17 protein-coding genes are annotated in these 20,910 nt (G+C 61.9%); 11 read left to right on the forward strand and 6 right to left on the reverse strand.

The window, feature by feature from the left end:
• Nucleotides 1-122 precede the first annotated feature (122 nt).
• From ACFMO7_RS13940 to ACFMO7_RS13950, 3 genes are read left to right on the forward strand one after another with little or no spacing between them, the layout of a single operon-like run.
• Entirely contained in the window at nucleotides 123-1,757 is a 1,635-nt protein-coding gene (locus ACFMO7_RS13940; protein WP_376796095.1) for a GxGYxYP domain-containing protein, read from the forward strand.
• Complete coding sequence (gene mftF / locus ACFMO7_RS13945; RefSeq protein ID WP_376796096.1) at nucleotides 1,754-3,433, forward strand: mycofactocin biosynthesis glycosyltransferase MftF; 1,680 nt, start codon at nucleotides 1,754-1,756, stop codon at nucleotides 3,431-3,433. Before ACFMO7_RS13940 ends, mftF begins: the two co-directional genes overlap by 4 nt.
• A 12-nt stretch (nucleotides 3,434-3,445) precedes the next feature.
• Entirely contained in the window at nucleotides 3,446-4,267 is an 822-nt protein-coding gene (locus tag ACFMO7_RS13950; protein WP_376796097.1) for an alpha/beta fold hydrolase, read from the forward strand.
• Nucleotides 4,268-4,480: 213 nt separating this feature from the next.
• On the opposite strand, the gene mftC is transcribed toward ACFMO7_RS13950, so the two are convergent.
• Together mftC and mftB are read right to left on the reverse strand one after the other, a co-directional pair.
• Nucleotides 4,481-5,734, reverse strand: coding sequence for a mycofactocin radical SAM maturase (gene mftC / locus ACFMO7_RS13955; protein WP_376796098.1), 1,254 nt, complete (start codon nucleotides 5,732-5,734; stop codon nucleotides 4,481-4,483).
• Nucleotides 5,735-5,843: 109 nt separating this feature from the next.
• Nucleotides 5,844-6,179 (reverse strand): mycofactocin biosynthesis chaperone MftB, encoded by a 336-nt coding sequence (gene mftB, locus ACFMO7_RS13960; RefSeq protein ID WP_376796099.1) that lies wholly within the window; start codon nucleotides 6,177-6,179, stop codon nucleotides 5,844-5,846.
• Between the two features lie 388 nt (nucleotides 6,180-6,567).
• On the opposite strand from mftB, the gene ACFMO7_RS13965 reads away from it, so the two are divergent.
• The 3 genes from ACFMO7_RS13965 to ACFMO7_RS13975 all read left to right on the forward strand — a co-directional run bounded on the left by ACFMO7_RS13965 (nucleotide 6,568) and on the right by ACFMO7_RS13975 (nucleotide 9,588).
• Entirely contained in the window at nucleotides 6,568-8,202 is a 1,635-nt protein-coding gene (locus tag ACFMO7_RS13965; RefSeq protein ID WP_376796100.1) for a penicillin-binding transpeptidase domain-containing protein, read from the forward strand.
• Nucleotides 8,203-8,525: 323 nt separating this feature from the next.
• On the forward strand, nucleotides 8,526-8,744 hold the full coding sequence (gene mftA / locus ACFMO7_RS13970) for a mycofactocin precursor MftA (protein ID WP_376796101.1): 219 nt from the start codon (nucleotides 8,526-8,528) through the stop codon (nucleotides 8,742-8,744).
• The gene (locus ACFMO7_RS13975; RefSeq protein ID WP_376796102.1) at nucleotides 8,722-9,588 is read left to right on the forward strand and encodes a mycofactocin-coupled SDR family oxidoreductase; all 867 of its coding nucleotides are present in this window, start codon (nucleotides 8,722-8,724) and stop codon (nucleotides 9,586-9,588) included. Before mftA ends, ACFMO7_RS13975 begins: the two co-directional genes overlap by 23 nt.
• A gap of 419 nt (nucleotides 9,589-10,007) precedes the next feature.
• Here the strand turns inward: ACFMO7_RS13975 and ACFMO7_RS13980 are convergent, their stop codons facing one another.
• Nucleotides 10,008-10,973, reverse strand: coding sequence for a VOC family protein (locus tag ACFMO7_RS13980; protein WP_376796103.1), 966 nt, complete (start codon nucleotides 10,971-10,973; stop codon nucleotides 10,008-10,010).
• Between the two features lie 434 nt (nucleotides 10,974-11,407).
• Between ACFMO7_RS13980 and ACFMO7_RS13985 the strand changes: the two genes are divergently transcribed.
• From ACFMO7_RS13985 to ACFMO7_RS14000, 4 genes are all read left to right on the forward strand, one after another.
• Nucleotides 11,408-12,514, forward strand: coding sequence for a Zn-dependent alcohol dehydrogenase (locus ACFMO7_RS13985; protein WP_376796104.1), 1,107 nt, complete (start codon nucleotides 11,408-11,410; stop codon nucleotides 12,512-12,514).
• Nucleotides 12,515-12,994: 480 nt separating this feature from the next.
• Nucleotides 12,995-14,158, forward strand: a complete 1,164-nt coding sequence (locus tag ACFMO7_RS13990; protein WP_376796105.1) for a thiolase family protein — start codon at nucleotides 12,995-12,997, stop codon at nucleotides 14,156-14,158.
• Nucleotides 14,159-14,161: 3 nt separating this feature from the next.
• Nucleotides 14,162-15,268: an acyl-CoA dehydrogenase family protein gene (locus ACFMO7_RS13995; RefSeq protein WP_376796106.1), complete on the forward strand. Its 1,107-nt coding sequence runs from the start codon at nucleotides 14,162-14,164 to the stop codon at nucleotides 15,266-15,268.
• A 6-nt stretch (nucleotides 15,269-15,274) separates the two neighbouring features.
• On the forward strand, nucleotides 15,275-16,456 hold the full coding sequence (locus ACFMO7_RS14000) for an acyl-CoA dehydrogenase family protein (RefSeq protein ID WP_376796107.1): 1,182 nt from the start codon (nucleotides 15,275-15,277) through the stop codon (nucleotides 16,454-16,456).
• A gap of 413 nt (nucleotides 16,457-16,869) precedes the next feature.
• Here the strand turns inward: ACFMO7_RS14000 and ACFMO7_RS14005 are convergent, their stop codons facing one another.
• Nucleotides 16,870-17,082 carry a hypothetical protein gene (locus ACFMO7_RS14005; protein WP_376796108.1) on the reverse strand — a complete coding sequence of 71 codons (213 nt, stop codon included), beginning with the start codon at nucleotides 17,080-17,082 and terminating at the stop codon, nucleotides 16,870-16,872.
• Nucleotides 17,083-18,595: 1,513 nt separating this feature from the next.
• On the reverse strand, nucleotides 18,596-18,973 hold the full coding sequence (locus tag ACFMO7_RS14010) for a hypothetical protein (RefSeq protein ID WP_376796109.1): 378 nt from the start codon (nucleotides 18,971-18,973) through the stop codon (nucleotides 18,596-18,598).
• Nucleotides 18,974-19,246: 273 nt separating this feature from the next.
• Here ACFMO7_RS14010 and ACFMO7_RS14015 point away from each other — a divergent pair, with 273 nt between their 5' ends.
• Nucleotides 19,247-19,921 (forward strand): ComF family protein, encoded by a 675-nt coding sequence (locus tag ACFMO7_RS14015; RefSeq protein ID WP_376796110.1) that lies wholly within the window; start codon nucleotides 19,247-19,249, stop codon nucleotides 19,919-19,921.
• On the opposite strand, the gene ACFMO7_RS14020 is transcribed toward ACFMO7_RS14015, so the two are convergent.
• Nucleotides 19,908-20,903: a hypothetical protein gene (locus ACFMO7_RS14020; RefSeq protein WP_376796111.1), complete on the reverse strand. Its 996-nt coding sequence runs from the start codon at nucleotides 20,901-20,903 to the stop codon at nucleotides 19,908-19,910. The genes ACFMO7_RS14015 and ACFMO7_RS14020 overlap by 14 nt on opposite strands.
• Between the last annotated feature and the right edge of the window lie 7 nt (nucleotides 20,904-20,910).

Genomic DNA, 20,910 nt, shown 5'->3' on the forward strand with positions numbered 1-20,910 from the left:
GCCTGCTCCCTGTCCTATAATCCCCTCGAAGGCCGGAAAGCCTCTCACGGCCTGCCTCGTCGCAAGCGCGCCGCAAGGCATAGGATGGCTTCCATCAGCCAGAAAGGATCTTTTTTCCACTTATGGCTGCCGATCAGGGCACAGCGCCGCCTCCTCCCAGTTGGCCTGCAACTTCTTTTTTTCCATGCTTCAGGTTGCCAGAGCGTCTGCTAGTTGCCGACCTGCGTCAGACCTCCTTCGCGGTCAAGCTGGCAGCCAGCACTCTGGCCGGCCTGGTGAACAGGTCACAACCCCAGCTCTATCTGGTAACCCACGACGATGACCTCTTCTGGCTGCGTAGCGCCCTGGTACCCTGGTCAGTAGCTCTGGAAGAACTGGCTCCAAGTGGCGAGACCCTTCTTGGCGAGCTTGTGACTCGCTTCCGACAGCACTTCCGTGGCGTGATCGTTTATGATCCCCTGCGGCCTGTCAGCATCAATGTGGCGACGACCCTGGCCGGCAGCCATGCCGGAGTGGTAGTGGCCCCTGAGCTGTTGCCGCGGCTGCAGGCAGCAGCGGAGAAGCCCATCTTGATGGATCTGCGTCTCGCACGCTGGCCGAGCGAGAGTTTTGCGTACCGTTGGGCCAAAGAGACCACCCAGGCTCAGCGCTCACAGCGCATTCTGGCCGGCATGTGCCCCGAGATTCCCAGTGGCTTGCGCTCCTTCCTGGTGGCAACAGGCACCTTTGTCCACTGGCTAGATTCACGCTCCTGGCACCCTTCCGCCGCTCAGCAACGCCAGCTCCTGAAGGAGCTGCTCGCCGATCTTCAGCCCGGCAGCGTCCACCTGGGCTGGTTTCCAGACGAGGGAAGTGGAGTAACTCTGGCCTCAGAGCAGGCTGTGGCGGTGCTGGCCAGCGACCACTGTAACAATCTTGAGGTCTGGAACGCTCTGCAGCCCACGGAGCCAGGCCAACGCCTGCAGGTCCTGGCCGAGCGCTACCAGCGTCGGCGCGCACAGCACCCGCTGCCAGCGCTGGAGCCGCGGGTCTATCTGGCGCTGACGATGAGCGACGGCGATAACCTGCAATATGCTCAGCATCGCCTGCTCCATCTGTGGCGCGATCCGGCTCGCGGCAGGCTGCCACTTGGCTGGACGATCGCCCCCGCCCTTGTAGAGGCAGCTCCCGCCCTGGCGGCTTATTATCTGGAAACGGCCAGTCCCCAGGACGAGCTGATCGCCGGCCCCAGCGGCGCCGCCTATATCTTTCCATCGCGCTGGCCGAGCGCTGAGCTACCCGCCTTTCTGGAGCATAGTCAACGCCTGCTCTCCGCAATGGGCCTCTCCCTGCTCCAGGTCCTCGATGGCGGCTGGTGCCAGCGGCTGGGCCTACCGCTCCCAACTAGCATGCGCATGTACAACGTCGAGCGACAGCGCGCCTTTATCGAAGCTCTCCAGCCCAGTGGACTGCGTGGCCTGCTCACCGGCGCTGGCGGCCTCACTCTAAACTATAAGAAAATCCATGGTCTGCCTGTCTACCACAACCTGGGTCTCGTTAGCAGTGCCTCCCAGCTCGTGCAAGTCGTCAAGGGCATGCAGACCTTACACCGGGCCCGCCCGCTTTTCCTGCAGCTCTACGTGCTGGCCTGGCGGCTGACACCCAGCATTCTGCTAGAGGCCCTGCAGGCGCTGGACGAGACGGTCTATCCTGTCACCCCAGGTCAGCTTCTGCAGCTCCTCGCCCGGGGAGGAGAAGGAGAAGCAGAGCAGCCATGAGAGCGAGAAGTTCCCAGTATCCGTCCCCAGGCTGCTACCGCCTGGCCCCAGGCTTGCGCCTGTTAGAGGGAGCAGGCAACCAGCCAGAAGGGGTGGTCATCGCCACTTACCCATTGCGCGTGCTGCGCCCTGGTCAGCATGCCTGGCAGCTTCTCAACCTTTGCCGTCAGGAGCGCAGCGTAGCGGAGCTGGTGCGGCTGACCGGGCTTCCTTCCAGGCGAGTGGTCGCCCTCTGCCAGCACCTGAGCACCAGGGGGCTGCTGGAGGCCGGTCCTCCACTTCCCCCCCCATCATGGCCGAATGTCTCGGTGATTGTGCCCACCCGCAACCGCGCTCGCCAGCTTGAGCGCTGTCTGCAGGCCCTGCTAGAAATACACTATCCTGCAGAGGCCCTGGAGATTATCGTAGTCGACGACGCCTCCCAGGATCACACTCCTGCCCTGCTGGCCCGTCTCGCCCCCATCTTTGCCGGCCGAGGTCTAAGACTGCATTGCCTGCGCCACCCCCTCCACCAGGGTCCTGCCGCCGCCCGCAATAGCGGCGCCGCCGTGGCGCGCTCTGAGCTGCTGGCTTTCGTCGATGACGACTGTGTCCTCACGCCAGACTGGCTCATCACCCTGGTGCCATTTTTTGGCGATGCGCGGGTAGCTGCTGTCGGCGGGCAGATCCGTGCCTATGAGACCAAGAGCGCCCTGGGACGCTATGAGGACCTGCGTTCTTCGCTCTTCATGGGATTGCAGCCCCAGGAGGTGCGCCTGAGCGGGCCGTTGACTTATCTTCCAACAGCCTCCTTGCTCGTGCGTCGGAGGGCCTGGCAGGCCCTGGGCGGCTTCGCTTCCCTGACGTGCGGCGAAGACGTTGATTTCTGCTATCGACTGCTGGCTCAGGGCTGGCGCATTCGCTATTGGCCCGCTCCCGAGGCCCTGGCCTATCACGACTATCGCACGCACCTGGCGACCTTCCTGGGAACGCGCGTGCGCTACGCCTCGGCCGAGGCCACGCTCCAAAAACTTCATCCACAGCAGCGCCGGATCCTGCTGCTCCCGCCACGGGAAGCGAGTTTCGCCGCATTGAGCCTTGCTGGTCTCTGGCAACTGCTCAGTGCTGGCCTGGAAAGCCGTCCCTCTCCAGGTAGAGAACAGGACCTGGGCCGCTCCGGCCGTGAGGGGCGTGTGGGTCGCTCGCTCTTGCTGGTCCTGCTGGCTCTGCTGCTGCCCTGCGCCAGTGCCTGGCGCCGCCGTCAGCTTGTGCGCCAGGCTCGGCTGCCGCTCACAGCCTGGCAACTGTGGCGAGCAACGCTGCGCAGCCATCTGGCCTACACCTATCACCTCTGCCGCCACTTGACCCGCTACTACACGCTCGCGCTACTGGCCGTGGGTCTGCTCTTTCCGCCGCTCCTGGCGCTGGTCGCCCTCCTGCAGGCCATCGTGGCGGGCGTCGATTACGTGCGCCTGCGTCCCCGCCTGAGCCTACCAGCTTTCGTCTTCTATTCTCTGCTCGAGGACTGCGCCTACGATCTCGGCTTGCTGCTCGGCTGCTGGCGACAACGTACCTGGCAGCCATTGCTCGCCGTGATACAATGGAATAATGCTGTAGTTCCCCAACATGCTCAGCCACCCGCCCCGGGACACCCATCCTTCTCTTGGCGGAGCAACAATGACGGTGAAAGGAGGTGAAGCAACCAGCCCATGACAGGAAGACTACAACCAGAATGGGGCTTCATCGAGGCTCGTGGAACCAGGCTCTACTACGAAGTTGCAGGACGTGGGCATCCGCTGGTTCTGCTCCACGGTGGTCTGCTTGACCACCGCGTCTGGGATCCGCAGTTCATGGAGTTCGCTCGCCACTACGAAGTGGTGCGCTACGACCTGCGCGGCTTCGGTCGCTCAGCTATGGGCAACGTTGAGTATTCGGATGTCCGCGATCTCTACGACGTCCTGAGCGATCTGGCCATCGACCATGCCTACTTGCTGGGCCTCTCCCTGGGCGGCAGGGTGGCCATCGATTTCACTCTCACCCATCCCGAAATGGTCGATGCTCTGATTCTGGCCGCCGCCGACATCAGCGGCTACGATAACTATACGCCCGAAACGCTGGAGCGCGGTGCGCGCATCGCCGCAGCCGCCCGCGCCGGGAACAAGGAGCAGCTCTACGAGCTATGGGCCAATGATCCGGCGATGCCGCACGAGGACGAGTATCCTGAAGCGGCGCGGCGCTACCGCGAGCTACTGCGCGACTACAGCTTTGTGCACTATCTGGATCCCGCTCCCCGCCAGCAGCTTCATCCACCCGCCTTGCGGCGTCTGGCCGATATCCGCCAGCCGACGCTGATCCTGATCGGAGACGCCGACTCGCTGGAGCTGCAGGCTCAGGCCGATCTGCTCGAGGCGGGCATTATCGATGCCAGGAAAGTCGTCATTCGGGGCGCACGCCATATGCTGAACCTCGAACGCCCGGAGACCTTCAACCGCGCCGTGCTGACCTTTCTCCAGAGCCTGGAGCACCGCTAGCCAGGCAGGGGCGGGCCTGGACCAGCCGCGCAAGAGGAAAGATGGCAACCAGCCTGTAAGCTTTCTCAACCGGTACCGCTCCGCTCCCCCAAGGCGGTGCCTGACCCGCCCGCTGCCGGCTAGCAACCTGTTTCCCCAGCCTGACCCTGGTGACCCCTATCCTCGCCGCCCCTCGTCGCCCAGCGGCAGCCACCGCGCTCCGCGATCAGCTCATCAGACCCCTTCCTGAAGAGCACAGGCCCGTGTTGATAGCGTTGAGCACGGAGGAGCAGCGGGGACTGAGTCGCTGGGCACCTGCCGCAGGCCAGGCTCCGAGCGAGCGGAGTCGTCAGTCAGAACGCACTCGGGATCGGGCACCCGCAGGCTGCGCTGGACGAACCACTTGGTGGCCGGACAGCCGCCATGACAGAGGTCGTAGCGCGCACAGCCGCCGCAGGCACCAGCCCCCATCTGGCGATAGAAAGCAAAGACCGGGGAGTGGCGCCAGATCTCCTGAAAGCTCTGCTCATGCAGATTGCCGGCCTCAAACTCCGGCGTCTGGAAGAAGGCGCAGGGGTAAACCTCCCCCTCGGGGCAGATACAACATGTGGCAGTGGCCGCACCGCACATATCCAGACCCGCCAGGCGCTCCCCGAAGGCATTGAGGTGGAAAAACGAATCGGCAGTCAGGACGTCGGGATGCTCATGCAGCCAGGCCACGAAGTCGCGATACTGCTCGCGCGTGGGATGCAACTCTGCCCAGACCGTCTGACCGCGGCCAGATGGACGCAGGCGCGTCACACGCAGTCTGGCGCCAAAGCTGAGCGCAATGGCATAAAGGCGATCCAGCTCAGGGAAGCTATAGCGCGTCAGAACGCTATTGACGGTCAGGCTCAGGCCCTCAGCAGCCAGCCGTTCCAGGCCCCGCATCGCTCGCCGGAAAGCATCCTGCCCTCGAATACGATCATTGGTCTCGGGAGTGCCACCATCCAGGCTGACTTGAAAATAGATCGGCTCCAGGGCCGCCAGGCGTCGGGCGCGCTCCGGCGTGATCAGCGTGCCATTCGTGCTGACACACATCACCAGCTCACGCTCACGGCAGCGCTCCAATACACGCCAGATGCCCGGATACATGAACGGCTCGCCGCCCCCAAAGTGGATCTGGAAAACCTGCATGGCGGCTAACTCATCAACCAGAGATAGAGCCTGCTCTGTCGTCAGCTCACGAGGACGGCGCTTCCCCGAAGACGACAGGCAATGGACACAGGCCAGATTGCAGGCAGCCGTGATCTCCCAGGTCACCGTGATCGGCGCCGAGAGTCCTCCCTGCAGGAAACGCTGCGAGCCACGGGTCCGCGCCGGCGCGAGCGAATTGCCGGTCTCGGCAAAAGCGGCTCTGGCCAGAGGATGAAGAGCGCCTGGCTCTGGCCGCTCCTGGCTCTCAGCCCACTCACGGCGCCGCCCAAGAAACTGTACGAACTGGGTCATGCCCTCTGCTCCTTTACAGGTACTCTGCCCGGTTGGCTGTAACTGCCGGCGGCTATCCTTGCCGCCCCTCCCAGATGAAAGAGATAGCGGTCGTCTGGATGCGCTCGCCTTACTCAGGCGCTGCTCTCTCAGGGGCCGTTGCCGTTGTCGCCACGCTCTCAGCCTCCAGATAGCCGCGCTTCACCAGCTCATCGAGGGCCGCCAGGAGGCGGACTTTGGCACCGGCAGAGGAGACCTCGCGCTCAATGGCCGCGCTGAGATCACCGGCAAAGCGCTCTCGAGCTACAAGCAGCAGGTCGATGAGGCGTGGAGAATTAATGAACGAAAGCGCGCCTCGCTCGGTGCAGCCGTATTTGTAGAGAATACCGCCAAAGGCCTCGCGCCGAACCTTTACCTCGGGCGGCAGACGATAGCGGTAGCCTGTGGAAGGCCCTGTCGTGGTCATCGCTGTCCTTCTCTCTGGTCAGGAGACCAGATAACTTGCCTGCTCACTTACCTGGCGGCCAGGGACCAAGAGTCAGTTCCCAGGCCAGCCAACCTGCTGCGCGCCAACGCAGCGAGTATAGTATACAGAGGAAGCATACTCAGAGATCTATCCCAGCGTCAAGGCCACGGGTCCGAAGCGTTAGATACTCTAGGGGGACCGCGAAGGCTCTTGTCCGATTGGCAGTCCTATCAACAGCCCCCTTTGTTAGCTAGAGCACTTGGCAGGCAAGACGCTGCGTGCTACACTTGCCTGGACCTTAACCAACGGCCAGAAGGATCGATAGAAGAGACACAACAGGCAAGAGAGCACAAAAACTGTTCCGAGATAGACGCAAGGATCGAACGTCATGAATATCCATTCGGCCATACGCCGTCTCAACCAGATCTTCATCGTGCTCTTCCTCGGGCTGAGCCTGGGGCTTGTCTATTGGCAGGTGGCGGTTGCTCAACAGGTCACTGCCAACATCCATAACATTCGCCAGTGCATGAAGGATCACGCCCCGGTTCGTGGCAAGATCTATGACCGCAACGGGGTGCTGCTGGCCGAGTCCAAGCCGATCGACCCCAACAATCCCTACAAGGGGGCGCTTTGCGGCTACCAGCGCCATTACTACCTCGATGGCATGCCTTCGCTCGCCAATTTGATTGGCTTCTACATCAGCCCCCTCTTCAACTCGACAGGAATCGAGCACGCTTTTGACGACTACTTGAGTGGGCGGGCCGGTTTAACGGAGCTGACCAATAATCTCAATCTGATCCTGCACCGCCCCCCGGTGGGTGACAACATCTACCTCACAATCGATACACGCATTCAGAAGATCGTCGAGCGCGATTTCGACAAATATGCGCCAAGCTATAACCCGGCGGTGCCAGAGCTAAAGATCGACAATGAGAATGTCTTCGCCACCAATCGCGGCGCCGTGATTGTCACCGATCCGCACACGGGCGAGATCCTGGCCATGGTGACGCGCCCAACCTACGATAGTAACCGTGTGGCCGCTGGCGATCTGGCCTACTATAACCAGTTGCTGCGCAACCCCGATGCTCCGCTTCTAGAGCGCCCGATTCAGGGTCAGTACGTGCCTGGCTCGGTCTATAAGGCCTTGACCCTGCTGGCCGCCCTGGACACGGGCACTTACCAGCTCAATACTCCTTCGTTCGATTACCAGCACGCCGTGGGCCCGGTGACCATCGGTGGCGAGGTTTTCGCCCCCCAGCTGAGCAACATCTACCATGCCAGCTACGCGCGCACCTTCCCGGTGAGCATGAATATGGGTTTCTCCCACTCGGATAACGTGATGTTCGCCGTTATCGGCTCTAAGCTCGGGGCCGACACCTGGCTGGAATACAACAAACGCTTCTACGTGGGCCAGGATATACCCTTTGATCTGCCCGTGGCCCGCAGCTCGGTCCTTCCGGCCAACGGGCAACTGCCCCCAAACTTGCTGGCGGAAAATTCCTTTGGCCAGGGTGTCGACCTTGTGACGCCCATGCTCATTTCGCTGATCGACGACGCCATCGCTAACAATGGTCAGCTCATGCGTCCGATGCTGGTCTCGCGCATTCAGGCACCGGACGGCACGATCATTAAATCTATGTCGTCTCAGACGCTGGGAACGCCGATTTCGGATCAGACAGCCAGCGCCGCTCGCGAGGCGATGTATGGGGTGGTGCGCTGCGGCTCCGGCTCGATTATCCCAGAGCTGTACAACTCGCCCTGGAATATTATCGCCAAGACCGGCACCGGCCAGGTAGGCGGCGGCAAGGGAGCCCACGGCTGGCTCATGACCCAGGCTCCTTATCAGGACCCGCGCCTGACAATCGTGAGCATGCGCGAGAACGCTGGCGAGGGAGCCAACGTTAATGGTCCCGCGGTGGCCGCCATGTACAACGACATCTATACCAGCGTCCTGAAGCTGCAACAGCCGGCGCCCGCCGATCCTTCGGTGCCCTACTGCACACAGCACGGGTTGTGGACCTAGCCGCGTGGCCGCGGTCCCACCGCACGTAGACTAGCGCAGCGAGGCCCTGCGCCTGGCTGGTGAGAAAAACTCGCGACCAGACGCAGGGCCTTCCTTTCAGCAAGCCGGAAGACCTGCCTCGGTGGCCGGCACTTTTGAGGCCGCCTGACCTTGCCAGCCGTCCCCCAAGGATGGTATCCTTGACTATCAGAGGTGAGAGAAGCAGGCTGGCCACAAGGAGAAACAGAGGTCGCCAGTGGCCTTCGGCAACCGAGCAGACGCTTCTCATCTTCCTCGGACTACGACCTCTCATCAAGCCACCTCAGGAAGGAGCAACAGCAACTATGGAGTCCCTTTTTGAGCATGATCGGTGGCCCTTCCAGACAGAGCAAGCCCCTGGTCTGCAGGAGGAGCCAGTCCTGGCTTTCTCCCATGAGCATGAGCGGTCTGCGGAGACTGCAGCCGAGAGGGAGATGGAGCCAGAGGGAGAAGAGGAGGAGGAGTTTGAGGAAGAGCTGATCATCGAGGACTTCACGATCGATGGCATCTGCGGAGTCTACTAACCCAGCAGTCCGGAGGCGCTTCTCCGAGCGCGTGGTTCTGATCACGGGTGCGGCGCGCGGTATGGGCCGCGCGCATGCTCTGGCCTTTGCGCGTGAAGGGGCTCGCCTGGTCCTCTGCGATGCCTGCCGGCAATATCGCACAGTCCCCTACCCCCTGGCCAGCCCCGAGGAGCTGAGCGCCCTGGCAAGGGAGATCGAGGCCCTGGGACGCCCTGTCATTGCCGCTCAGGTCGATGTGACGAACCTCCCTGCGATGGAGGCCCTGGCCGAGCGCGCTCGCCGCGAGCTGGGACCGATCGATGTGGTGGTGGCCAACGCCGGACTCTATTCGTTCGCTCTGAGCTGGCAGATGACCGAAGAGCAGTGGGACGAGACAATCAATGTCGATCTCAAGGGTGTCTGGATTACCTGCAAGGTGGCTATCCCTCAGATGTTGGAGCGCCGCCAGGGCAAGATTATCTGCATCGGTTCAACCGCCAGCTTTCGGGGCATGGACCATCTGGCTCATTATGTGGCCGCCAAGCACGGCGTGATCGGGCTGGTGAAGACCCTGGCCCGCGAGCTGGCTCCTTACAATATCAATGTCAACGCAGTCTGCCCCACCAGCGTTGCCACCACAATGTGCCTCAACCAGGCGCTCTATGATCTTTTCGCCGGCGGCCCCGGTCCCCAGGCGACGTACGAGCACATGGTGAGCCAGATGAACCAGATGAATCTCTTTAGCGACCGCAATTTGCTGCCACCCGAGGATGTCAGTGCCGCCGTGCTCTGGTTGGCTTCCGACGAGGCACGGCATTTAACGGGCTGCGCCCTACCGGTCGACGCCGGCTATCTGACTCGCTAGACACGATCAGCTCAGCTATTGCCCTTCTCCAGAGAGGGACCTTCTCGCGGGCAGGGCAGACAGCGAACACGAAGGCGGTCACCGCAGCAGCCTTACCAGCAGCTCATAGAGAGCTATCAGGTCAAGCCCCAGGATAGACCTTGATGCTCTAAGGCCTTGCCACAGCACAAGGCGCACTCCCCCCATCTTGGGTCGAAGTGCGCCAGTGTGGACCGGTAGCGGGAAGCGGGACCTTCCAGGTGCTCTCCGCTCGTTTAACGTTTAACCGTTGGTTGCAGAGGAGCCAGGGAGTCTCGACGAGGCGCCAGGCCGCATATGGACCGGTAACAGGCCAGACCATCTCATAGACTGCTCCGCCACGCCTGGGTAGGCTACGCGCATGTGCGCTTTCTCTCCCATCGATTTGCCCCCCAGAGCTGCTAGTAGAGCCAGCCCTCCAGCCTCTCGGGCCGGAACCATCCCTGGCGCGCTAGCAGGAGCAGATGACGCCAGGGATCACGCACCGCCAGCGCTTCACCGTGGCGCACAAATGGCCAGCGTGCATCTTCCAGCCGCTCAGCGACCCTTTCAACATCCTGCTGGGTTGGCAACTCAATCGAGAAGAGGCGCAGGCCAAGACTGCCTTCGGATGGTGGCGGAGCACCGCGGCTCTCCCAGGTATTCAGGCCAAGGTGATGATGATAGCCGCCCGCCGCAACAAAGAGCGCTCCCGGCATACGGGCGGTGATCGAAAAGCCAAGTATCTGGTGATAGAAGCTCTCAGCCTGACGCAGATCGGCAACCCGCAGGTGCACGTGACCCAGGGTGGTGCCCACGGGTAAGCCCTGCCAGGGATGCTGCTCCAGCTCCCTCTGTCCCTCAGTAAGCATGGCCCGCAGATCGATAGGATCGCTGGCCATCACAACCTGTCCGTTCTGCCAGCGCCAGGTCTCGCGCGGGCGATCGCAATAGATCTCGATGCCATTGCCCTCGGGATCAGAGAGATAGAGAGCCTCACTGACGAGATGGTCAGCATAGCCATCAAGGGGATAGCGGCTGGCCGCGAGCTGAGCCAGAGAGCGCGCGAGGGCCGGTCGCGAGGGAAGCAGAATGGCGAAATGATAGAGACCAGTACTCCAGGAGGGGGGCCGTGGCGCCTCCGCCTGTTCCATCAGGAGCAGCAGCGGCTGCCTGGGGACCCTCGCCTTTTCCCCCTGATCCTCTGGGCCAGCAGCGCCCAGCCAGACCCGCCGCTGGCTCCGGTCGAGAAGGCGAAAACCGAGCACCTCTTCGTAGAAGCGCTCTTCCTCCTCCAGATGAGCGACCGTCAAGGCCAAAAAACCGACGCGCGTCCTGGCAGGCAGGACAGGCCCGCCAGGGCGCCCATTCTCTTCTTGCTTCTTCATGACTAGCGCACGGTCCCGAGCTGCTGCGCCGTGCCTTTCCTCCTTTCGAGCCGTTCTCTCCTCTTGTCTTGAACTCCAGATAAGACTGCCGCCTCGCTGTCTTTTGAGCACCAATCAGCATGCCGGTAGCATCCTGGCCCGGCTCGGCCCGCCCTCCCCTCTCTCCTTTCCGGCTTATCTTACTTACAAAATAAAAGCAAGTGAGATCATAGCAGTATACAATATGCGGAGACCGGGTGCAAGTCGAGAAAGAGGGGCCAGCTGTGAGCAAGCCCAAAGTTATCGAGCTATTGCGCCAAAGCTACATTGTGAAACAAGCATCTTTTCCAGTATACTTATGGATGATTGTATTTGTTGCCGACTTGGGTAGCCAGTCCGGGCGTCGTGCTGGCCCGAGGCTCTCAGCGTTCCCAAGAGAGGAGAGGACTTCAACGATGAAAACCAGAACCGCCGTCATCTACGAACCTGGGACACCCATTCGCGTTGAAGAGATCGAACTGGACCCACCCAAAGAGCAGGAAGTGCTTATACGTATGGTAGCCGCTGGCGTCTGCCATTCTGACTACCACGTGGTCAAAGGGGACCTGCCAGCCTATCTGCCGATGGCCCTGGGCCATGAAGGGGCCGGCATCGTCGAACAAGTCGGCCCTGGTGTCAGCGATCTGAAGCCGGGCGACCACGTCCTGATGAGCTTCATTCCCGCCTGTGGTAGCTGTCCTTCCTGCGTTTCCGGCCACAGTAACCTCTGCGACAAGGGAGCGGGGACGCTGAGTGGGCCTTTGCTCGACGGCACCTTCCGCATGCATGGAGAGAAAGGCAACATCGGTCAATTCTGCTACATCGGGAGCTTCAGCGAATACACCGTTGTGCCCGCCATGTCGGTGGTCAAGATCGCCGACTACTATCCCTTGAACAGGGCCGTACTTGTGAGCTGCGGCGTTCCCACCGGGGTCGGCTCCGTCATCCACCGGGCGCGCGTCAGGCCCGGCAGCACGGTCATGGTCATTGGCTGCGGCGGTATTGGCATGAACATCGTCCAGGGTGCGGCCATCGCCGGGGCCCGCATGATCATCGCGGTCGACATCCACGACTTCAAGCTGGAGAAGGCCAAGGAGTTCGGCGCTACCCACACCGTCAACGCCAGCCAGGAGGATCCCGTCAATAAAGCTCTGGAACTGACCTGGGGTGTGGGCGTCGACTACGCCTTCGAGGCCATTGCCACGCCCGAGACCATTGCCCAGGCATTCAACGCCACCGCCAAGAACGGCACCGTGGTTGTGGCCGGTCTCTCACCCTTCCTGGCTCAGGCTATTCCCATCTCTCCCCTCAACCTCGTACTCTACCAGAAGACCCTCATGGGAACCCTCTTCGGGGATTCGCAGCCGCGCAACGATATTCCTATGCTGCTGCGCATGTACGAGGGCGGCAAGATCAAGCTCGATGAGCTGGTGACGCGCACTTACAAGCTGGACCAGATCAACGAGGCTTACGAGGATCTGCTTGCCGGGCGCAACATCCGCGGCGTGATCGAGTTTAGCTAACCGGCTTCTTCATCCTTCGTGCCTGCGGTCTCTCTCGTCCGGCCAGGGCACAAGCGAAGAAGGCCTGGTCAAGGCGGGCAGCTCAGCCCTCTGACTGCAACTGCAGGGCCTGCCCGCCAGCCAGCAGAAAGTCCAGTCCGAGCAGGGAGTGGCTCCGCAGCCTTTTCTGACCCGGACAGCAAGGCTGTGGAGCCTGCCATTCTCGGAATAGGCTCGCCTCAGACTGACCGGCCAGAGCACGCTATCAGTCATCCAGGTCCCGCCACCTGTCTGCTCCTCTCTCCCCCTTCCGTCTCCGCTCTTGGGCGCCAGGCCAGAGCAGGTGCGCTGTTGTTAGCTGGCTACTAGTAAAAATCCGCACCGATCACGTACAATAACTCCAGTGGAGGCGTAATTGTCTGTCCCGACTGCCACCGTCAGCGACGACTGCCCAGCGGGCAGCGGGCAAGAGACGAGGCAGCAAGCAAAGGAGCAAGGACCATGAAGCACCAGGAAGCTGTCATTGTTGCAGCGGTTCGTACGCCCATTGGCATCGGCAAGCCAGACCGAGGGAAGCTCACCGGCATTCGTCCCGACGAGCTGGCCGCAATGACCCTGGCCGAGGTTGTGCGGCGAGCCGGGATAGAGAAAGGGCTTGTCGAGGATGTGATTATGGGCTGCGTGACCCAGATCGGTGAGCAGGGCCTCAACATTGGGCGTGTTGCTCCCCTCATCGCCGATTTCCCAGTCGAGACCTGTGGCGTCAGCGTGAATCGCATGTGCGGTTCTAGCGAGCAGGCTATCCACTTTGCCGCTCAGGCCATCATTGCGGGGACGATCGATGTCGCCATTGCTGCCGGCGTCGAGAGCATGAGCCGCGTCCCAATGGGTTCAGACAAAGCCGGCGCCAGCTTCAGCGAGAAGCTGATCTCGCGCTATCCGCTGGTACCCCAGGGCATTTCTGCCGAGCTGGTGGCCGAGAAGTGGCACATCACCCGCGAGGAGGCCGACGCCTTCTCCCTGGAAAGCCATCGCCGTGCCGCCGCCGCCACGGCCGAGGGGCGCTTCAAGCAGGAGATCATGCCGATCGAGGTGACCCTGCCCGATGGTAGCCGCGAGGTCATGACCAGCGACCAGGGCATTCGCCCCAATACCTCGCTAGAGCAGCTCGCCGCTCTAAAAACCGTCTTCAAGCCTGATGGCATCATCACAGCCGGCAACTCCAGCCAGATCAGCGATGGAGCCGCCGCTGTCCTCCTGATGTCCGAGAGCAAGGCTCAGGAGCTAGGTCTCAAGCCCCTGGCGCGCATCGTGGCTATGGCCACAGCCGGTGTCGATCCTGTGCTGATGCTCAGCGGCCCTATCCCTGCCACTCAGAAGGTCCTCAAGAAGGCTGGTCTGCGCCTGGCCGACATCGATCTCGTGGAAATCAACGAGGCCTTCGCCTCAGTCCCACTGGCCTGGGCCCGCGAGCTTGATCCCGATATGAGCCGCGTCAACGTCAATGGCGGAGCCATCGCCCTGGGTCATCCCCTGGGAGCCAGCGGCGCTCGCCTGATGACCACGCTCGTTCACGAGCTGCAGCGCCGCGGCGGACGCTACGGCCTGCAGACCATGTGCATTGGTCATGGCATGGCGACAGCCACGATCATCGAAAGGATCTAGCCTATGCTCGACTTCGCCCCAACTGAAGAGCAGGAGGAGATTCGCAAGCTCGCACAGAGCATCGCTCTCGACTACCTGCGGCCCCATGCCCGCCGGGCCGAGGCTGAGCACGACAGTAGCACAGAGTTGCGGCTAGCCCTGGCGCAAACTGGCCTGACCTCACCTTTTCCCGAAGAGTACGGTGGCTCTGGTCCTTTGGAAGCCGTGACCTACACCTTGATCGCCGAGGAGCTGGCTTACGGCGATCCAGGGCTGGCGCTCAATATCATTGGCTCCCTGATGGGACCGCTCACGGTCTGGCTGGCTGGCAACCGCGAGCAACAGGAGCGCTACCTGCCTCCTTTCTGCGATGCCACCAGTGGTTACCTCCAGCGCGGCAGCCTGGCCTTCGCCGAGCAGACCGGCGGCTATTCCCTGGCAGATGTCCGCCTGCCAGCGCGCCGCAGCAACGAGGGCTATCTTCTCAACGGCCTCAAGCGCGACGTAGTGCATGGCCAGCATGCCGATCTGCGCGTGGTGCTGGCCCGCCTGAGCGAGGATGAGGAGGGGGCCGCCGAGGGCACGCTCTGCGCCTTCGTGCTCCCCAGCTCTCTCGAGGGACTGAGTACTCAGGCCGAAGAGGAGAAGCTTGGCCTCCAGGCCGCTCCCAGCGCCATCTATCGCTTCGATCAGGCCCAGCTACCAGCCAGCTCCTTGCTTGGCGAGCCAGGCAGCCAAGGCGTTGTGCGCGCCGCGACTCTCTACCAGATCTTGCGCGCCGCTATCGCCTGCGGCACAGCACGCGCCGCCTTCGAATATTGCTCGGCCTACGCTCGCGAACGCATCGCCTTCGGCCGCCCCATCGTCTCTTACCAGGGCATCGCCTTTATCATTGCAGAGATGGCGATGAAGCTCGATGCCGCACGCCTGCTCACCTGGAGAGCCGCTTGCTCGTGGGACCGCGGGGAGGCCGAGGAGAGGCTGATCCGCGAGGCTGAGAGCGCTCAGAGACAGGCTGTTAAGATGGCTCAGGCAGCTACAACGGATGCGATTCAGGTCATGGGTGGCGCCGGCTTTATGCAGGACCACCCCGCCGAAATGTGGATGCGCGATGCAGCCGCGATGGAGTGATGCCCGATGATCGATTTTACCCTGAGCAAAGCGCAACAGGCGGCCCGCGACTACGCCCACCAGGTGGCTCTGGAGGAGATGCGTCCGATCTCGCTGGAATGCGACCGCACCGAGGAGATTCCTGAGTCGTTTTTCTGGAATATGCAGCGCCGTTACTGGGGCGGCGCCGCAGCTCAGGCGCGGACCTTCGGCCAGGATGAGGGCATTCGCCAGGAGAACTTGCTGACAGTGATCTCGCAGGAGGAAATGGCCTGGGGCGATGCCGCTCTGGCCACGGCTATCCCCGGACCTGGCCTGGCAGCCCCCCCCATTCTCTCCCAGGGCACACCCGAACAGCAGGCTCGTTTCCTGGGCATCTATCTGGATGGTCAGCTCCACTGGGGCGCCCTGGCCCTGACCGAGCCGGGCATCGGTTCCGATGTGGCCGGCATGTCGACCACCGCCGTCCTCGATGGCGATGAATGGGTCATTAACGGCCATAAGCACTACATTACTAACGGTGCCCGCGCCGATCTGATCGTGACCTTCGCCACAATCGATAAGCGGCTAGGGCGCGAAGGCATCCGCCCCTTCGTGGTCCCGAAAGGTACGCCGGGCCTGATCGTGGGTCGCATCGAGAAGAAGATGGGTCTGCGCGCCTCCCAGACGGCAGAACTCATTTTCGACAACTGTCGTATTCCCAAGGAGAACTTGCTCGCCGGACGTGGAGAAAAGAAGGAGGGCTTCAAAGCAGCGATGGGCACCCTCGACGCTACCAGGCCAATGGTGGGCGCTATGGCGGTGGGCATCGCCCGTGCTGCCTACGAGGCGGCCTGCGAGTGGCTCCGCGAGGAGTTGCCTGCCGGCTATCCCGCCCACAAACGGCGCGCCTGGGAGGAAGAGTTGCAGGAACTGGGCCAGGAGATCGAGATGGCCCGTTTCCTGGTCTGGCGCGCTGCCTGGATGGCCGACCGCCGTATTCCTAACTCAAAAGAGGCCTCCATGAGCAAGGCCTACGCCGGCGCTCTGGTGATGAAGGCCACCGCCACGGCGGTGCGCATTACGGCTCCGGGCGAGGAGAGCGAGCGGAAGTTGCTGATTCAGAAATGGTTCCGCGACGCTAAGGTCTTCGACATCTTCGAGGGTACCGCCCAGATTCAGCGCCTGGTCATCGCCCGGCGTCTCTTCCCCAATATCGATATTCCCTAGCCTCAGCCGCCGCGAGAGGGGCGCGGACTGTGCGGGATCAGGACAGGCTGGTCAGCGCCTGAGCGAGCCTGGCTTCAATCAAGACGCCTTGGCGTCTGCCTGACAGGAGCACAGCCAACCAGCCGGCCAGATTGTGCTTGTTCCCGCTCCCTCTCGCGGCACAGCCAGAAAAAAACGGCACCGCCGGCAGTCGATCCTGGGCGAGCCGCTGCCCCCGCCTGACTCGAGCCGAGTCTGTCTGGAGAGGCCTTTGCAGAGAGAGCTGTTCCTCATGCTCTTTAGCAGCATGCAGCTCATCCCTCTCCCTTCTCACTGGCAGTTTCTCTCTCTTCCTCCAGTCAGGTCAGTCGGCCAGCACTCCACCTCGGGGAGAGACAGGTCGCTGTATTCCGGCCAGTGCCGCCTCTTCGATCTCAGCGCGTGGCCCCTTCCTGGTCGAACTGCTCTTCTTCGTCCGACAGGTCCAGCATCTCCTCTTCCAACTCCTCGTCCAGCCACTCGTCGAGATCGCGATAATCGCGCTTGACGAGGCGACGCCGTCCCTCAAGTTCGCGCTCGCGCTCCCGCTTGAATTTGAAGCGGGAGCGCTTCATGTCAGCGCGCTTGTCACGCAGCTTTCCTCGCACGCTCTCACCTCCTCTCTACACGGGATTGGCACGAATTGAGCCAGGGACTGCCGCTTAGAGATCCTGGCACGCTATCTGTGTAATACACAAGACACTCGGTCAGCACAGGCTCTTTCATCTTGTGCACAGAACGCCTCTCAAAGCAGAACCCAAAGCCAGCCTGGTAAAAGTAAAGATAGGGGCAGGGGAATCGAGCAGCATGGTGAATGCCAGACCCATACCGTCCTCACACCATCAAGACAGTGAACCCTCGCCTTTCTGGAGAAAAACAGAAGTCACAACGGGAGAAAAAGCAGGGGAAACAGAGAGCTGACACCGGGTTTTCCGGTCTGCCAGGCCCTGTGATCGATGATAGGAGGGAACCTTGCTCATTGGCGCACCCTCACGAGGGTTGCCTTCCTTGCTGTAGACCTCCTCGTAGGCGTCACTTCCGTACATGGTTCCAGCACTGGGCTTGAAATTGACGCTCTCTCGCATCGAGGGAGGGAGCTTTTGCATTGTTGTGCTTATCCGGCTCGCTGGCCTCGTGGCCCCCTGAGCAGATAGCCGCAGGGACAGATTCAACCGCGAGCCTGCGGCTCTTCCTGTGAGAAGCCTCCTGAGCCGACATATCGAGCGTTTTCTTTACCCGCTAGCTCCAGCCGCCTTGGGCCTGGCCGCGTCTGGGCCATACTGTTCAACTCAGGGCAGGGACAGCCTCCAACAGGAGGCGCCGACACTCTTCGCCAGCGAGCTGGCGATACAATCCTTGTCTTGGAACCTTGCTGTTTTGGTTCAGGGCAGGCACCGCGGCAGAGACTTTCACCTGCGCTTCACCTGGCGCGGCTCCCAAAGAGGGGCAGGCACTCACAAGCCGAGTCGACTCAGACGGCCTGCAGATCGTTCGTTCACTCCGCTACCACCTACCTTACTCCGCCGAGAGTCGTCGGATCCTGCAGCGCATGTCTGCCTGGTTCTGCTGGCGCCATCGACGGCGCGGCTGGGCGTCCGCTCGATCGAACCTAGATCACAGGCTGCAAGCCGAGCAGCGGGATATCCCGCCTCCTGGCAGCTTCCCAGAGGGAGCATTTCAGCCGCGCGTCCAAATCGCCCCAAGAGACTTTCAGCCTGCCGACCTTAGCCAAATAGACATCATGTCCTCATTGCGGAGGACACAACGTCGAGCAGGTGCAGGCCATTCATACCTGGCCAGCCTCAAGAGCCAGGGCTTCCTGACCCTTTGCAGCAAGCCTGAAAGTCTGAGAATGAGTGTACCCACAGCGCATCTAAAAGTCAAGAGCCTCCTCGCCCTTCTTTTCCTGCAATGAGAAGAAAAGAGAACCTTTCTCCCTCCCAGCCACAGAGCGCGACGAAGGGGGAAAGAAAGCAGTCCCGCCGATCTCAGTGGGACGGTGGCAGGAGGGCAAAGAGGACCATCGGGGCAGGAGGGCACTCCGGCTTCTTCCTGGCTGGCGCTCCACCGCCGGCAGGGCGCCGAGTGAACACGCTCCTGCCCATTGTTGTTCGCCCTCTTTCAGACCCGATAGTTCCAGCTATCGGTGAGAAAGATCTTCAGCAGTCCCCGGGCGATCAGGGCGGCGATTATAACCTCGATCACAATCATCGTGATCCAGAGCCAGGCCAGAGGGACCCCCTGGTGCACCGCCGCCGAGTCTGAACTGAAGGATGTCGTCAGCAACAGGGTGATCAAGAGTACGAGAGGCACCAAGAAAAGGGCCACAGAAGCCAGAATGACAAAGGCCGGAATGGCAAGACGCCACCAGCCAGAATCTCGCAGGCTCTCGGTCTTCGCCGTGCCAAAAGCATGGCGCTCTTCCGTCGGCTGCCCGGCCGTTGACGTCGGCTGAGCGCCGGCGCCCGTGGTGGCAGTCCGCTGTTCCTGTGCGCTCATCGAGCAAAACCCCTCTTTCCATAAGGCATGATAACGACTGGTTTCAGTATACCATATCGCAGCGCCAGCACCACCTTCTTACGCCGCCCGTTTCTTGCACAATCCGGCCCGAGCGGTTACTCTCTTTTCTGGAGGCTAGGTGGCCAGCGCCCTTCTCTCTCTGGAGAGGGAGGGCAGGCAGCAACCCGGCCTGACCCGACCGGTCGGCACCTTTGTGGAGAGGAGAGAGGTCCCCTGCGAGAACGATGGTCCCTTCTTGATTGGAGAGAGCGCTTGCTCGATCTGCTTTTCCCGCCAGACTGCGCCGGCTGCGGACGCAGCGGGGGCCTTCTTTGCCCTGCCTGTCTGCAAGCGATCGCCGACCTGCAAGAGCAGCGCTGCGCCCGGTGTGCCCTTCCCTCCCGGATCTCCCTTTGCCGTTACTGCCGTTCTTCCGCCAGCAGCCTCTTTGCGCTGCAGGCTGTGGCACTCTATGAGGAGCCGCTGCGCTCCTGCATCCAGCATCTGAAGTATCAGGGGGTCACGCGCCTGGCCCCGTTCCTCGGGAGGATGCTGGCCGCCAGCTATCGTCGCCACCATCTGCAGGCTGACCTTGTGCTCGCCGTCCCTTTGCATGCCGAGCGTGAGTGCCAGCGAGGCTACAATCACGCTCGTCTCCTGGCGGACGTCTGCGCCCGCGAGCTAGGTTTGCCCTCTCCTCATTCACTGCTAGAGCGCGTACGGGCCACTGCCGCCCAGGCCAGGCTCTCGGCCAGCGAGCGCCAACAGAATGTGGCTGGCGCCTTCCGCTGTCAGCCCCAGAAAAGCCAATCTGTTCTGCGGGGTCGCACGGTCCTGCTGATCGACGACGTCTGTACGACAGGAGCAACGCTGGAAGCCTGCTCCTCGGCTCTTCTGCAGGCCGGGGCGAAGCAGGTGCAGGCGCTGGTCCTGGCTATCCCTGGCTAGCCTGGCCAGGAATGGCCACCACAATGGGACCAGGATTCTCTACGCCCGTCGGTCCAACAGAGAAGATGGCATAGACGATGCCTTTCATCGAATGGAGATTCTGGCGCGCCAGGGAGGAGCTATCAGTGTAGGAGGTGGCGCTGACAGTCGCCAGGGGGCGGAACTGCTGGTCAACATCGGAGATCTGGCGATAGATTTCGTAGGCAACCGCATGTTGACCACTCTGCCAGGTCAGAACAATGGCCCCATCCGCGGCAAAATGATAGGCGCCATTTCTGGGAGCCGCTGGGATCTCGGAGGCCGCCACCCAGCGGATGTGCGCGCTGAGGGTGACAACCACGTCGCTGGCATTGGCGTTGATGAAGGCCGAGGGGTTATAGTATTGCTCGTAGTGAATGGTGAGCTGGTCTTTCAGCAGCGTTCCCTCAAAGGTAATGGAGACAGTACCGGCCTGCGAATCGACGTTCTGCGTGTAGCTGATCTGCAGACCACCGTTGCTGGCCCTCCCCAGGTGGGCAGTGACCGGCGTGACCCCGGGACTATAGATCTTCATGGTGCTGCTACTGTCGATGACAAAGAGCAGATGGCGCAGCTCCTCGGTGATCTCATTGCGAATAGTTCCCTCATCAAGGGGGGTAACGCCGCTATCGCTGATGCTCACCCCTCGGGCGAGCGTGAATTGAAGAGGAAGCACCAGGACAAAGTTGCCAGGCACACGCAGGTCAGCACTATCCCAGGCCGGGGCAGGCGGCGCTGTCGCCTCGTCGCTGGTCGGAGTCGCACCGGGTGCGGTGCTGGTCGCCGTGACGGAGGCTGCGCCCTGCGAACCTCCCGTACTCCCCTGGACGGAACCGCCACAGGCCGCGGTTATGAACAGACAGCTCAGGATCGCCAGCATCGCCAGGCAGCGGAGCACCTGCCTGTGAGAGAACTGGGGAGCAGTCACTCTTCGTTCATCGGACAGTCCACTGGTGTTGAACATGCACGCC

Source organism: Thermogemmatispora sp., from assembly GCF_042408735.1.
Classification (GTDB): domain Bacteria; phylum Chloroflexota; class Ktedonobacteria; order Ktedonobacterales; family Ktedonobacteraceae; genus Thermogemmatispora.